General features: G+C 29.8%; 9 protein-coding genes and 2 rRNA genes (1 of these 11 only partly in view). 10 read left to right on the top strand and 1 reads right to left on the bottom strand.

The window, feature by feature from the left end:
- The 9 genes from ACYQ1U_RS02985 to ACYQ1U_RS02945 form a co-directional block, all read left to right on the top strand.
- A 23S ribosomal RNA gene (locus tag ACYQ1U_RS02985) occupies positions 1–2272 on the top strand (it extends 637 nt beyond the left edge of the window).
- Between the two features lie 49 nt (positions 2273–2321).
- Positions 2322–2438: ribosomal RNA gene (rrf, locus tag ACYQ1U_RS02980) — 5S ribosomal RNA — on the top strand.
- A gap of 652 nt (positions 2439–3090) precedes the next feature.
- The gene (locus ACYQ1U_RS02975; RefSeq protein ID WP_459884153.1) at positions 3091–4281 is read left to right on the top strand and encodes a M48 family metallopeptidase; all 1191 of its coding nucleotides are present in this window, start codon (positions 3091–3093) and stop codon (positions 4279–4281) included.
- A gap of 40 nt (positions 4282–4321) precedes the next feature.
- Positions 4322–4981 carry an SDR family NAD(P)-dependent oxidoreductase gene (locus tag ACYQ1U_RS02970; RefSeq protein WP_459884151.1) on the top strand — a complete coding sequence of 220 codons (660 nt, stop codon included), beginning with the start codon at positions 4322–4324 and terminating at the stop codon, positions 4979–4981.
- Positions 4982–5088: 107 nt separating this feature from the next.
- Positions 5089–6126, top strand: coding sequence for a hypothetical protein (locus ACYQ1U_RS02965; protein ID WP_459884149.1), 1038 nt, complete (start codon positions 5089–5091; stop codon positions 6124–6126).
- A complete protein-coding gene (locus tag ACYQ1U_RS02960; RefSeq protein ID WP_459884147.1) occupies positions 6117–6629 on the top strand; it encodes a condensin complex protein MksE in 513 nt (170 codons plus the stop codon). Before ACYQ1U_RS02965 ends, ACYQ1U_RS02960 begins: the two co-directional genes overlap by 10 nt.
- Complete coding sequence (locus tag ACYQ1U_RS02955; protein ID WP_459884145.1) at positions 6622–10188, top strand: ATP-binding protein; 3567 nt, start codon at positions 6622–6624, stop codon at positions 10186–10188. Before ACYQ1U_RS02960 ends, ACYQ1U_RS02955 begins: the two co-directional genes overlap by 8 nt.
- The gene (locus ACYQ1U_RS02950) at positions 10172–10897 is read left to right on the top strand and encodes a DUF7281 domain-containing protein (RefSeq protein ID WP_459884143.1); all 726 of its coding nucleotides are present in this window, start codon (positions 10172–10174) and stop codon (positions 10895–10897) included. The genes ACYQ1U_RS02955 and ACYQ1U_RS02950 overlap by 17 nt, the downstream gene beginning before the upstream one ends.
- Positions 10887–11645: a HemK/PrmC family methyltransferase gene (locus ACYQ1U_RS02945; RefSeq protein WP_459884141.1), complete on the top strand. Its 759-nt coding sequence runs from the start codon at positions 10887–10889 to the stop codon at positions 11643–11645. Before ACYQ1U_RS02950 ends, ACYQ1U_RS02945 begins: the two co-directional genes overlap by 11 nt.
- Here ACYQ1U_RS02945 and ACYQ1U_RS02940 read toward each other — a convergent pair.
- Entirely contained in the window at positions 11634–11909 is a 276-nt protein-coding gene (locus ACYQ1U_RS02940; protein ID WP_459884139.1) for a hypothetical protein, read from the bottom strand. The two genes, ACYQ1U_RS02945 and ACYQ1U_RS02940, sit on opposite strands and share 12 nt — an antisense overlap.
- Before the next feature lie 42 nt (positions 11910–11951).
- Between ACYQ1U_RS02940 and ACYQ1U_RS02935 the strand changes: the two genes are divergently transcribed.
- Positions 11952–14705, top strand: a complete 2754-nt coding sequence (locus tag ACYQ1U_RS02935) for a MutS-related protein (RefSeq protein WP_459884136.1) — start codon at positions 11952–11954, stop codon at positions 14703–14705.
- The last annotated feature ends 217 nt before the right edge of the window (positions 14706–14922 follow it).

Genomic DNA, 14922 nt, shown 5'->3' with positions numbered 1-14922 from the left:
AGCGAGTCTGAACAGGGCGTTAAGTCAGTGGCTGCAGACCCGAAGCTGAGTGATCTATCCATGGGCAGGTTGAAGGCGGGGTAAAACCCGCTGGAGGACCGAACCGGTAGGCGTTGAAAAGCCTTCGGATGACCTGTGGATAGGGGTGAAAGGCCAATCAAACTCAGTGATAGCTGGTTCTCTCCGAAATGCATTTAGGTGCAGCCTCAGGAGGTAGCCATAGGGGGTAGAGCACTGATAGGGCTAGGGCGGCCCACAGCTGTACCAAACCCTGTCAAACTCCGAATACCTATGGTGGAATCCTGGGAGTGAGGCGTAGGGTGATAAAATCCTATGTCGAGAGGGGAACAACCCAGACTACCGGCTAAGGTCCCAAAGTTAAGCCTAAGTGGAAAAGGAGGTCAACCTGCTTAGACAACCAGGAGGTTGGCTTAGAAGCAGCCATCCTTTAAAGAAAGCGTAACAGCTCACTGGTCGAGCGGGTTGGCGCCGAAAATATAACGGGGCTAAAGGCTTACACCGAAGCCGTAGACTCCCTGTGGAGGGGGAGTGGTAGGAGAGCGTTCCTGTCAGCGCTGAAGGTGTACCGGTGAGGAGCACTGGAGCGGCAGGAAGTGAGCATGCAGGCATGAGTAGCGATAAAGTGGGTGAGAATCCCACTCGCCGAAAGCCTAAGGTTTCCTACACGATGCTCGTCAGTGTAGGGTTAGTCGGGACCTAAGACGAGGCCGAAAGGCGTAGTCGATGGGAAAACGGTTAATATTCCGTTACCTACTAACAGCGAGGCGAAGGGGGGACGCCTAGGGTTAGCCGAGGTCACTGATGGAATAGTGGCTCGAAGGGTGTAGGAGGCTAGGTAGGCAAATCCGCCTAGCAAAACTCCGAGACCTGACAGGCTCTCAAACTCCTTCGGGAGGGAGAGAGAATCGGTGATACCGTCGGGCCGAGAAAAGCCTCTAAGCCGTTTGAGCTGTTAGTAGCCCGTACCGTAAACCGACACAGGTAGGCGGGATGAGTATTCTAAGGCGCGTGGAAGAACCCTCCCTAAGGAACTCGGCAAACTGGCACCGTAACTTCGGGATAAGGTGTGCTCCGAGTAGGTGAAGGGACTTAGCTCCTGGAGCCGAAAGGAGTCGCAGCGCAGCGCTCTTGCCGACTGTTTACCAAAAACACAGCACTCTGCTAACTCGTAAGAGGAAGTATAGGGTGTGACGCCTGCCCGGTGCCGGAAGGTTAAGGGGATCCGTTAGCCGAAAGGCGAAGCGGTGAACCGAAGCCCCGGTAAACGGCGGCCGTAACTATAACGGTCCTAAGGTAGCGAAATTCCTTGTCGGTTAAATACCGACCTGCATGAATGGCGTAACGAGTGAGGGGCTGTCTCAGGGAGGGATCCAGTGAAATTGTAGTGGAGGTGAAAATTCCTCCTACCCGCGGCAAGACGGAAAGACCCCGTGGACCTTTACTACAGCTTGGCATTGTAGGTGGGATATCCATGTGCAGGATAGGTGGGAGGCTTAGAAGCCTGAGCGCCAGCTCAGGTGGAGCCGCCCTTGAGATACCACCCTTGGATATCCTGCCTACTAACCCGCATGAGTAATCCTCATGGGGGACAGTGCCTGGTGGGTAGTTTGACTGGGGCGGTCGCCTCCTAAAGAGTAACGGAGGCTCACAAAGGTTGGCTCATGGCGGTTGGAAATCGCCAGAAGAGTGTAAAGGCATAAGCCAGCCTGACTGCGAGAGAGACACCTCGAGCAGAGACGAAAGTCGGTCTTAGTGATCCGGTGGTTCTGAGTGGAAGGGCCATCGCTCAAAGGATAAAAGGTACCCCGGGGATAACAGGCTGATCTCCCCCGAGAGCTCACATCGACGGGGAGGTTTGGCACCTCGATGTCGGCTCATCGCATCCTGGGGCTGGAGCAGGTCCCAAGGGTATGGCTGTTCGCCATTTAAAGCGGTACGCGAGCTGGGTTCAGAACGTCGTGAGACAGTTCGGTCCCTATCTGCCGTGGGCGTAGGAAGGCTGAGGAGAGCTGACCCTAGTACGAGAGGACCGGGTTGGACGTGCCACTGGTGTACCAGTTGTCTTGCCAAGGGCAGTGCTGGGTAGCCAAGCACGGAAGGGATAACCGCTGAAAGCATCTAAGCGGGAAGCCCACTCCAAGATGAGCCTTCCCTGAAGGGTGCAGGAAGACTACCTGCTTGATAGGCTGGGGGTGTAAGCCCTGCGAGGGGTTGAGCTGACCAGTACTAATAACCCGATTGGCTTCTGTAAGTGCGTGGACAAGGCTTTTAACAGCTAACTTTAGTTATATAGTGACAAGCGTAGTGGGAAAAGCGTAGGGGAAACACCCTGAACCATTTCGAACCAGGAAGTTAAGCCCTACAGCGCTGATTATACTGCATCCTTACGGATGTGGGAAAGTAGGTCCCTGCTACGCTTTTCAGTGTATAACTTTTATAACATAACAAAGAGTCTGGCACTATATATATCGGCTCTATCTTTTACTTCTCTTGGATATTTGTTTTATTTCTCTCATATTAATGTCTATTTTAATTATTATTTTAATTATAAAATTAATTTTATTATATTACCTGTCCTAATCTATTATATATCTCTCTTTTTCTAATTGTTAATTCTACATATTTTACTAATATACCTATCTCCCAATACTCTAATACCAATCCCAAGATGTTTAGACACTTCAGTATAATAAAATTTATACCAATTGACAATGGAAAATGATGAAAAGTATTGAAATTAAGGAAATTTTAAACATTTATAAAGTAACTAACTAATTAAGAATTGGTATAATCAATAAACTTTTTATTATCTACCCAGACCAGCTTACGCAGGTTGGGCAAGTTTTTTTATCTTCAACTCTCATTTGTGTGATTTTTTTAATTTCCATTTTCTATTTTTATTGCTACGGAACTTGGAATTTCGCTATTTGTATATGTTTTTATAATTTTTATGCTTTTATACTTATTAGTACTTATATTAACCTTATATTATATTTCTTTATCTATAGAGTTATATTTAATTTGTTATAATCAAATTATTTGTTAAAATTCTCAAAAAAAAGGGATTAAATGGTAAATTTTTTAATAGGTCTTTATGGCTTTTATGTTTTTTTAAAAATCTTATTAGAAATAAAAGAAGTTTTTTTTATAAAAAATGAATTTGAAAAAGGACCTGTTTTATTAAATTTAGAAGATTTTAAAACTGCTGCTATTTATTCAATTTATAGACATACTATTGAAATTTTTAATTCTTTAATTAGTTTATTTTTAGTAGTATTATGGTTTAGTGGAGCGCTTTTTATTTTAAACTATTTGTTTTATGATAATACTATTGTTGGAGAACTTAAAACTATAGGAGTTTTCTTTTTAATAAATTATATTTTAACTTTGCCTATTCATATTTGGGAAAAATACATTGATAAGAAATTTGGATTTAATGTAGCATCTTGGAAAGTATTTGTTGTTGATGAAATTAAAAGAATATTAATCTTTATAATTTTTGGAGGAGCTTTTTTTGCAGGTCTTATATATTTTATTGATAATTTTAAAAATTGGTGGATAATAGGATTTATTTTTACATTTTTGGTTGTTATATTAATAAATATTTTATATCCATTTTTTGCGGCTTGGTTTAATAAGTTTGAGATATTAAAAGATGAAAACTTAAAAAATTCTATTGAAGAGATGATGGAAAAGGTTGGATTTAAAAGTAATGGTATTTATGTAATGGATGCTAGTAAGAGAGATACTAGGCTTAATGCATATTTCGCAGGACTTGGTAAAAGTAAAAGGGTAGTTCTTTTTGATACACTACTAAAGAAACTTAATAAAAATGAAATATTGGCAGTTCTAGGCCATGAACTTGGACATTTTAAACATAAAGATATCTTAAAAAATATTTTAGTAGTCGGATTAATGCTTTTTTTAGTTTTTTTTATTTTTGGAAACTTGCCGGATAATTTATTTAAAGAATTAGGGATACCTAAAAATGGAGCAAATATTATAATCTTAACATTATTATTTAGTGATATGCTATTTTTTATATTACAACCTTTGATAAATATGATTAGTCGTCATAATGAATTTGCTGCTGATGAAATGGGAAGTGTTTTGGTTAGTAAAAAAGATTTAGCAAGTGCTCTTAGAAAACTAGTGAAAGCTAACAAACATTTTCCAAAAGTTAGTAAAATTTATGCTATTTTTTATTATTCTCATCCACCAATTCTTGAAAGGCTTGAGAGGTTAGAAAGTAAAGAGTAAAATTATTATGTTAAATATAAATATTAAATAAGGAATTGAAATGAAAGTGTTAATTACGGGAATAAATAGAGGCATAGGGTATGGTCTTGTAAGAGAGTGTTTAAAAAGAGATTATGAAATTTTTGCTATTGGAAGAAGTAATCCGTTTGATAATATAAACTTTTATAAATGTGATTTGAGGGCAATTGAAAATTTACAAGATGCTGTTCGCTATTTTAGTACTGAGTTTGATTTAGTTATTTTAAATGCAGGTATTTTAGGAGAAATTAAAGAGCTAAAGAAATGGAGTGTAAAAGAGCTTGAAGATATTTTTTTAGTAAATGTGTGGTCTAATAAAGTTTTAATTGATTTGTTAGCACCAATTTCAAGAAAAATAGTAGCAATTTCAAGTGGAGCTGCTAAAAATGGCAATGCTGGGTGGGGAGGATATTCTATTAGTAAATGTGCACTTAATATGATGGTGAAAATTTATGCTAAAGAAGTAGATACAAAAATTTATGCTCTTGCTCCTGGAGTTATTGATACAGATATGGTTCAAAAAGTTATAAGTGGTGATAGAGAAAAGTTTGAGAGTTTAAATAGGGTAGATCTTTCTAAGCTTCCTATTGAAATTGGAGTTAAAAAAGTAGTTAAAGCTATTGATATGTTAGATTCATTTCCTAGTGGCAGTTTTTTAGATGTTAGAGAATTGATAGAGTAGAGTTTTCAATTCTTTTTGTTTAAGAAAATATGCATTACTAATTTAATTTATTACTTCCATAATTTCCAAATGATATAATTTCATTATAGACCCTTTTAGGAGTTTTTATGAAACATATAGAGCTTTTAAATCTTTTGTGTAGATATAAAAAAATTATTGATGCTGGATATAAAGAAAAAAAACTTATCTCTGTTCCAAAAGAATTAGTTGAAGTTGGTATATTTAATAAAATTGATAATTATTATTATATAAATGATTTGTATCTTGATTTTGTAAATACATTGCTTGCTAGAAGTGATATTTCTTATGTTTTTGAAGATTATGAGAAAGAATTAAAGCGTTTAATTGAATATAAAGAGGAGTATAAAGTTACGAAAAATAGTTTTTATGTTGATGGTATGTATAAGCTTGTAAATAAAATTTTTCAAGGAATGCAAAATAGAGATAAAATGATTTTATCTTTAATTTTAGGGTTTGAGAGAGATAATATAAGTGATATTGATATTTTGATTAAAGAAGCAAAGAGAATTTTAGAAGAGATTGAAAGTTTAATTGATAGTAATGCTAAGATTGTTGATGTTTTTGAGGAAGTTAAAAACACCCCATTAAAAGAATTTATAAAAGATATTTTAGTAGCTGTAGTAAAGTTAAATAGAAATATTGAAAAATATTTGATTAGGTTGAAAGAATTTATTATTCAAACAGAAAAAAAACGACAGTTTAATAAAAAATTATATAAAATAGCTGATATGATTTTAAAAGAAGATAAAAAAATTGATGACTTTTTAGTAACTAAAAATTTTGTTTTTAAAGAGAAAATTGTAGTCATTCCAGATGTTGTCGATTATGAATTGGTAAAAAGGATTATCGGAAGAGTATCTGTAAAAAAAGAGGCTAAAAAGACATTACCTAAAAAACCAATTGAAGAAGTTATAGAACTTATTGATATTAAAAAACTTGTATCGAATTTAGATGGAAGTGAAGATTTGTTTAAAAGTATAATAAGTTACATTGATAAAAAAAATGATAAGCTTTTGAGTGAAAGTATTAGAGTTTTTGTTTATGTGTTAAATCATTATGATAAAAATATTATATATACAAAAAATTATAACGAATTTAATGTAAGGATTTGTAAATGGAAATAAAAGATGTTTTTGAAGTATTAAGTAAAGGTGTAATAATTTCGACAAATTCAAAAAAATATGAAAATTTTGCTAAGTTTTTAAGTATTGAAGAAAATTTTGAAGAATTAGATAAAGCAGTGGCTAAACTTGGATTTTATTTGGTTGGTGAAAATGGATATTTTTATTTGACAAAACCAGTTAGTAAAGACGATGAAGAAAAGTTTTTTAGTCATCAAAAGGATTTAATTTTATCACTTGCACTTTTAAAGAAATTATTTGTTCATATTGATGTAGGACATAAGATAAAAAAGAGTGATTTTATAGTTAGAATAAAATCTAAATTTGAAGAAGTAAAAGATATTTCAAAGGTTTTATTTAAAAGTGAAGATATTATTGAGATTAGTGATAAGTTTTTTAATTTACTTGAGAGAAATGGTGTGATTGAGGGTGTTACAAAAGATGAGTATTTAGTTTTAAATGCAATGTATTATTATCTTGATATTGTGGAGGCAATAGATGAATAAGATATATTTTATTAATTCGGCTAGATTTAATTATGCTGAGATTGACCTTAGAAAAGGAAATATATTTTTTGTAGGAGATAATGGTAGTGGAAAAACAACGGCAATTAGGGCTATTCATTATTATTATAACTCAGATGTAAAATCTTTAGGAATTGACCCAAACAAAAGAAGTTTTAAGGATTTTTATTTTCAATATCCAAATTCATATATAGTTTATCAGTTTGATAAATATTTTGTGATAATGTATAAAAGCTCTGGAGATATTAAAAAAGCTATAATTGAAGGTGAGTTTAGAGTAGATGATTTAGTAAAAAATGAAAATGTGGTTGAATATAGAGAAATGCTTCAAATTTATAAGCCAAATAGAGTAGCATTAATTCATAGGAATGAAGACTTTAAACAAATTATTTATGGAATGGATGTAAAAAAAGAAGAGTTTAGAGTAACTACGATTAAGAATTACGAAACATTTATTAGACTATATAATAAAATTTTTAATGTAAATAAGGCGGTTTTTGATGTAGACTCAATAAAAGAAATTATTAAAACTTCTCTTGATAGAGACACTGCAGGTGAGATTGACTATGATGAGTTTTTCAATAAAATCAAAGAATATAAAAATTACTTTAATTTTTATAGTAGATTTAAAAGAAATGAGAAAAGAATTGATGATGTTAAAGAATTAAAAGAAAAATTATTAAATTTAGATAAAGAAATTAAAATAATACTTGCAAAAATCTCTTATAGAAAAAGTATAGAAGAAGATAAATTAAAAGATGTAATTGAGAAAATCAAGGATTTAGAAAAAAGAATAGAAAAATTTGTAAGTGTTAAATCTCATTTAGAAAAAAAAGCAAAAAAATGTGAAAGAAACATTGAAAGAATTATTTTTGAATTGCAAAGAGATATTGACGAGATAAATAGATTAAAAAACTATTTTACACTTGAGAGAGTAAATGGTGCAAAAAGAAAAGCTTCATTGTATGAAGAATATCAAGATGAGTTAAGTAAAGTTATCTCACAAATTCAAGAACTTGAAGCAAATATTAAAGATTTAGTTGCTGTTATTGAAGATGAAATAAAAGAACTTAAAAGAAAAAAAAGAAATTTAGAAAATGAAAGAAAAGAAAAAGAAATTTTAGCTTATAGAGAACTTGAAGAAGTTTTTGAAGAAAAATTTAAATCTTTGAAAGATGAATATAGAAAAAAAGAGATTGAGTTAGAAGAAAAAGAAAGTAAATTAAAAAAAGAAATTGAGATAGCAAATAAAAGATTAGAAAGCTTACAAACTGAAAAAGATAAGGTAATTAAAAAGTTTAAGGCAAAAGAAAATGAAATTATCAAAAAATATGAAGATGAAGAAAATAGAATAAAAAAAGAGATAAAATCACTCAAGAGGCAAATTGAAGAAAATGAGGATGAAATTTATAAGCTAAATCGTGAAATTAAAAAAGCAAAGGATGAATTAGAAGAAAAATTAATAGAATTAAAAGAAAACTTCTTAAAAGAAAAAGGCGAAATTAAAAAAAGAGTTGAGTTTTTTGAATCAATACTTGAAACAAAAAAGAATAGTTTTAAAGAGTTTTTAAATGAGAATGTACCAAATTGGGAGGTTGAGCTTTATCCTGTAATTGATGAAAATCTTTTAAGTATGGATGTAACAGATTTAGAGCCAAAAATAAAATCAGGTGAAGTTTTTGGAATTGAACTTAATAAATCAAAACTAAAGTCTATTCCTACAATGCAAGAAGCAGAAGAAGCAATTAAAGATTTACATACAAAATTAAAGGTTCTAGAAGATAAGTTTAGAGAAAATGAATTTATTTTGAATAAAGAGTTTGAAGAACTTGAAATCAAGAAAAGAAGTGAAATTGAAGTTCTAAAAGAAAATAATGATAGAATAAAAGAAAAAATTATTGAGTTTAGATCTAAAATTAATGCAACTAAGGAAAAAGAAAAAGAAGAACTTGATAAACTCAGAATTAAACAAAATGAAGAAGTTAAGTTAATAGAAGCAAATCTAAAAAAACAAAAAGATTTAATTAATACACTTAATAAAGAGAAAAAAGAAATAGTTTCGCTTTATAAAATTTTGGAAAAAGAGTTAAAAACAAAACAAAATGAACTAAATAAAGAGAAAACTTTAGAAAAAGAAAAAATAAAAAAAGAATTAAATTTATGGTTAAATGAAGAAAAGAAAAAAATAGATTTAGATATTGTAAAAAAAGAAGAAGAAAAATTAAATGCTACAAAAGATGAAAAATTAAAAGAGCTTAGAAATAAAGAAAGAGGAATTAAAGAAAAATTACATGAATCACTAAAAGCAGGTCAGTTTTTAAAAGAATATGAAGAAAAGCTTTCATTTATTGAAAGTTTGGATGAGTTAAAAGAAAAATTAAATTACTATTCAAAAAGAGAAAAAGGCTTTTTGGAGTTTAAAGAAAATTTACTTAATAAAATAGAGAAAAGGCTTGAAGACTTTACAAATGAGAAAAAAGAATTAAATAAAATAAAAGAAAAAATAAAAAAAGGTATAAATAAAGCAAAAGACATACCAAATGTAGAAGATAAAGTAGAGACTAATGAATTTTTGGATGATTTGGTTGTAGCTTACAAAGATAATATTAAAGAATTTAGTTATAAAAAAGCTAATTTTATTGATACATTAGGAGTGGTTAAAAGAGATTTAGAAAGGTTTGTAATAGAAGGGCTTGATGTTAACTTTGCTTTTGAACTTATAGATACTCTTGATAGTAATGAATTAAAGAAGATTGATGAATTAATTATTTTTAAAGAGAAAAAGTTTGAAACCCATAATAAAACAATGGTTGAAAATTTAAGAAACTTAATTAAAGGGATACTTGATAGAGAAATTCAAAACTTTGAAGATGCTAAAGAGGACTTTTTATCTCAAATTAAAAAAGTTAACAGGAATTTAAGAAAAGTTGACTTTGGAGTAATTAAAGAAATTAAACTAGAGTTTGACGAAGCAAAAAGGGATATTTTAAAGCTTTTTGAAGAAATTAAAGAGAAAGTGACTGATTTAATTGAGATTTTGGATAATGAAAAAAGCTTATTTTTTGATAAAAGAGCTTCTAAAAAGTTAATTGAAGAGATTGAAGTTTTGTTTGAGAGAATCAAAAATGAGATAAATAAAGAAAGTTTTTCTCTAGCTGATGTAGTGGATATTACACTTGAATTTAATGAGAATGGAGAAGTAAAAAAAGGAGTGAGAATTATTAAAAATGAAAGTTCAACTGGTGGTAGTATACTTTTAAAAATAGCAATTGCTGTTAGCCTTCTTGAATTATTTTTAAAAGAAAAAGCAAATCTATTTTTAATTTTAGATGAAGTTAGTGTAATTTCAGCTAAAAATCAAAAGTTACTTAGAGATTATGTGAATGAAAGAGGGCTAGGAGTTATTTATGTTACACCAGATTTACCAGTTTTAGGAGATGTTGAAGAGATTGATATTTATAAATTTAGAAGTACTAATGGAGAGTTTGAAGTAATTAGGCTAATTAGCGAAGAGGGTATAAAGTTTGAGATGGGAAGTTAGAAAAGTTTTAAATCAAATTAAAAACAGAAAATTCAAAAAAGAATTTATAAGAAAAGTTAGAGATTGGTGCGAAGAAGAAGCAGAAGATTTTGCGTTTAGTGTAAGAGGAGAGTTGATAAATGAACATTCTCTTAGGTTATATTTAAAGGCAAAATATAATTTAAATCTTGATTCTCTTGATAGTGTTGAAAATATACTGAATCCAACTTCAAAAGAAGAAAATGTTAAATATTCAAGTGATTCAAAAAATGTTTATATAGAAATTTTTGCAAGTAGTTTAGTTTTAAAGTTAAAAAATGAAAAGTTTGTTAGAGTTTATTTTAGTTTAGATGAGGTTAATTTAGATATAAGAAACTGGGTTGTTGTAGAAAATAGCGAAAATTTTAAAAATATTAATGAAAATGTGGTTTATCTTGGTGGAAAATTAAACAGAATTACAAAAAAATTTTTAAAAGATAAAGAAGTTTTAGTGTTTGTTGATTTTGATATTGAGGGTATGAATATTTATGAAAGTATTGAAGCAAAAAAAGAGTTGTTTGTTCCTAAGAATATAGAAGAGTTGATTAATGTTTATGGTAACTATGAACGTTATTATAAGCAGAGGAATAGAAAAAAAGAAAATTATTCTAAAGATGCTAAGAGAGTAATTGAATTAATTGAAAAATATAAAAAAGGACTTGATCAAGAAAAGGTAAAATTTGAAAATTAAAGATGCATTAAATTTACGAAATGGAGCATATATTTTAGAAAAGTTACTAAAGAAAGACAAAGCTTGGCTTTTTTTAAATGATCAAAAGCCAGTTCCAAAAGAGTTTTTTGAAATTCAAAAAAAAGTTGAAAATGGATATCCAATTGAATATCTTTTTGAAGAAGTATATTTTTATGGAGATAAGTTTTATATTACTGAAGGTGTTTTAATACCTCGTGATGATACGGAAGTTGTAGTTGAGAGAGCTATACAATTAATAAAAAGATTCCAAGTTACAAGTTCAAAGTTCCAAGTTGTTGATTGTTGCACCGGTAGTGGAGTAATTGCAATAGAGATAGCAAAACATACAAATGCAAATGTAATTGCTACAGATATTAGTGAAACTGCATTAGAAGTAGCTAAAAAAAATGCAAAATTGCATAATGTCGAAATAGAATTTAAAAAATGCAATTTATTTGATTTTAGTGGTGATATTTTAGTGGCGAATCCTCCTTATGTAGAAAATTCTTGGGAAAAACCAAGTGAGTATGAACCTGATTTAGCCTTTTATGGTGGTGAGGATGGGCTTGATATTGTAAAAGAGATAATAAAAAAAGCAAAAAATCTAGAATATAAAGCAGCAATAATTGAAATAGGTTATAATCAAAAAGATAGATTAACTAAGTTTTTAAAAGGAAAAGTAGAAAAGTTTGAGTTTTTTAGAGATTTAGGTGGCACTATTAGAGGAGTGGAAATTTTATTTCGTTAATTTTTCATTCATTTTTATATATTCAGGTTTAGTTTCAATACAATGTATAGCTGGACTTGTGCGGGTATCATCTCTAAAAATCACAACACAATGCATTCTTGGATATCCTTGTGTATCAAATTCATAGACTCTAGGGTTTACACCACTTGTTTCTATTGTATAGCTAAGAGTATTTACAGTTTTTTTAAATACCCCAACTATTGTATTCCAGTTAAATGAGTAGCCTAAAGTTGCTAATAATATCACAATACTTAACTTTTTCATAAAATTCCTTTTTGATATAATTATAAATAAAAAAAGGCAAAAATGGATATAAATAGACTGCTTAATTCAAAAAAACTTCTAACAGAAATCTATTTTGAGCTTCAAAAATATTATGATTCAGTTTTTCCAAATGCGGTTGTTTTAATGGAAGTTGGAACTTTTTTTGAAACGTATGAGGCAGATGGAGTAGGTAAAGCTAGAGAAATTTCAAATGTACTAAATATTCAACTTACAAAAAAAAACAAATCTATTCCCGAGATTGATATAAAAAATCCTCTTATGGCAGGTTTTCCAAATCACGCTCTTGATAGGTATCTTGAGAGGCTAATTGATGAAAACAAATATACAATTATTCTCATAAAACAAAAAGGCACTCCTCCAAATGTAAAAAGATATCTATCTGAAATAATATCTCCTGGTGTAAATATTGAATATTCAAAAGATACAGAAAACTACTTAACCTCAATAATTATAGAAAAATACTCAGCTTTTCATGTAGGGTTTGCAAATGTAGATTTAAATACCGGGAAAAGTTATATTTATGAGAATTATTCTACAAAAGATGACCCAACTTTTGCACTTGATGAACTGTTTAGACTTCTTCAAACATATAAATCAAATGAAATTATTTTAACTTTAAAAAATGTTGAATGTGATGAGATTGTAAATTATTTAGAGCTTGAAAATAAAAACATAATAATCAATAAAACGAGAATGAAAATAGATTATCAAAATGAGTTATTTAGAAGAGTTTATAATATTCAAAGTCTTTTAACTCCAATTGAAGTTATGAATCTTGAAAAATATCCTCTAATTACTGAAGCTATGGGTATTTTGTTAGAATTTATTATTGCTCATAATAAAGAACTTATTAATAAAATAAAAGAACCATCTTTAATAGAAGATGATAAATTTGTATATTTAGGAAATAACCCTATAAAACAGCTAGAAATTCACAAAGTACTTAAACTTATAGATAAAACAAAAACCCCTATGGGAAGACGTCTTATAAAAGAAAGACTATTTAATCCTATTCATGATGAGAATGAATTAAAGAAAAGATATAAAGCAGTTGAATTTATGTTAAATAGATTTAAAGAGTTTGAAGAGTATCTAAAAAATATTTATGATGTTGAAAAACTTAATAGAAAAATAAAAATAAAGCGTCTTCATCCTTTTGAAATAAACTTTTTATTAAGTTCATTAAAAGCCGGAAGTGAAATATATCTAAAACTTCGTAAAAAAACTACTAAACTTGATAATTTTATAGAGTATATTGAAGAAAATTTTGATACAGATAAACTCAATGTTAAACTCGAAGATATAAAAGAATCTTTTTTTAAAAAAGGCGTAGATAAAGAGCTTGACGAGCTTATTGAAGATAAAGAGTATTATGTTAATGAGCTTTTAAAAATAAAAGAAAAAATAGAGTCTCTTGGTGATATAAAAGTAGATTTAGGTATATTAGATAAAGAGGGACATTATTTTTCGCTTACTAAAAATAGATTTAATTTAATAAAAGACAAGTTTTTTGATACATTTTTAGAAGTTGATGAAAAAAATATATTTTTTAAAGATTTTAAAATAAAGTATCTTACAAATAGTGTAAAAATTACAGGTGGTATTATTGATGTTTTAAGTGAAAAGATAATAATACTTGAATCAAAAATTATTAATCTAACATCAAAAATATTTCTATCAAAACTTGAAGAAATAGAGAAAAAGTTTGATTTTTTAGATGAGTTTGCAAGTGAAATTGCAAAAATCGATGTAGCTATAAGCAGTGCTAAGGTAGCAAAAGAGAGAAACTATTTTAAGCCTATAATAAGTGATATTAAGCCAAAATTTACTGACCTTCGTCATCCACTAATTGAAGCAAATCAGGAAAATGGAATTTATGTTCCAAATGATGTGGATTTTAATGAATATGATGGAATGCTTTTGTATGGAATTAATAGTTCTGGGAAAAGTTCTCTTATGAAAAGTGTAGGTATTGCTGTTTTTTTAGCACAAGGTGGATTTTTTGTACCGGCTCATATGGAATATAAACCATATAAGGCCATTTTTACAAGAATTGAGGCAAAAGATAATTTAGCAAAAGGTCTCTCTACTTTTGCAGTGGAAATGCTTGAGCTTAAAAATATTTTTAATCGTGCAACTGAAAATTCGTTGGTTTTAGGAGATGAAATAGCACACGGGACTGAAACTTTATCAGCTCTTAGTATTGTAGCTAGTGCTGTGGTTAAACTAGCAAAAGAGAAAACAAATTTTCTTTTTGCAACACATCTTCATCAACTTATGGATTTAGAGGAAATTAAAGAACTTAAGAATGTTGTGGCAAAGCATCTTGGGGTATATTTTGATGGTGAAAAGTTAATTTATGATAGAAAACTTCAAGATGGAAATGGTAGCAGTGTTTATGGTATTGAGTTTGCAAAATCTATTTATATGGATGAAGAATTTTTGAAACTCGCTGAAAATATTAGAAAAAAATTAAGCGAGGAATATAGTGAGATTGAACTTCTTATAAAGAAAAAACGCTCAAGGTATAATAAAAAGCTATTTATTACAACTTGTGCGATATGCTCAAAACCGGTTGAAGATGTTCATCATATAGAGGAAAAAGAAAAAGCAAAAGAAGGATTTATTAAAAATATTCCTGTTCATCATAAATATAATCTTATTCCATTATGTAAAAAACATCACAAAATGGTACATGAAGGTAAAATTAGAATTTTAGGATTTGTAACTACTAGCAAAGGAATTGAGCTTCATTGGGATGAGGTAGAAAACTAATACCAGTGGAAAATGGACAATGGAAAATGGAAAATGATAAAAAGCATTGAAATAAAATGTCCTATTTATACCATATCTACAATTAATTCTTACATTCTTATCACTTATCCCTTATCACTTGTCCCGAGTTTAGGGATAAGAGGCGTAAGAAAAATAATAAAAATGTAAACTTTTTTTTAGGATTGGTATTATTTGACAATTTTTTTTATTAATTGTA

Source organism: Caminibacter profundus, from assembly GCF_054657155.1.
Note: the sequence above shows the minus strand (reverse complement) of the source record. Positions and strands in the feature narration are given on the sequence as shown.

Coding starts and splice junctions, on each gene's coding strand:
- ACYQ1U_RS02955 (WP_459884145.1), top strand. CDS start 6,622: ATGAATAAGATATATTTTATTAATTCGGCTAGATTTAATTATGCTGAG.
- ACYQ1U_RS02935 (WP_459884136.1), top strand. CDS start 11,952: ATGGATATAAATAGACTGCTTAATTCAAAAAAACTTCTAACAGAAATC.
- ACYQ1U_RS02960 (WP_459884147.1), top strand. CDS start 6,117: ATGGAAATAAAAGATGTTTTTGAAGTATTAAGTAAAGGTGTAATAATT.
- ACYQ1U_RS02940 (WP_459884139.1), bottom strand. CDS start 11,909: ATGAAAAAGTTAAGTATTGTGATATTATTAGCAACTTTAGGCTACTCA.
- ACYQ1U_RS02970 (WP_459884151.1), top strand. CDS start 4,322: ATGAAAGTGTTAATTACGGGAATAAATAGAGGCATAGGGTATGGTCTT.
- ACYQ1U_RS02975 (WP_459884153.1), top strand. CDS start 3,091: ATGGTAAATTTTTTAATAGGTCTTTATGGCTTTTATGTTTTTTTAAAA.
- ACYQ1U_RS02965 (WP_459884149.1), top strand. CDS start 5,089: ATGAAACATATAGAGCTTTTAAATCTTTTGTGTAGATATAAAAAAATT.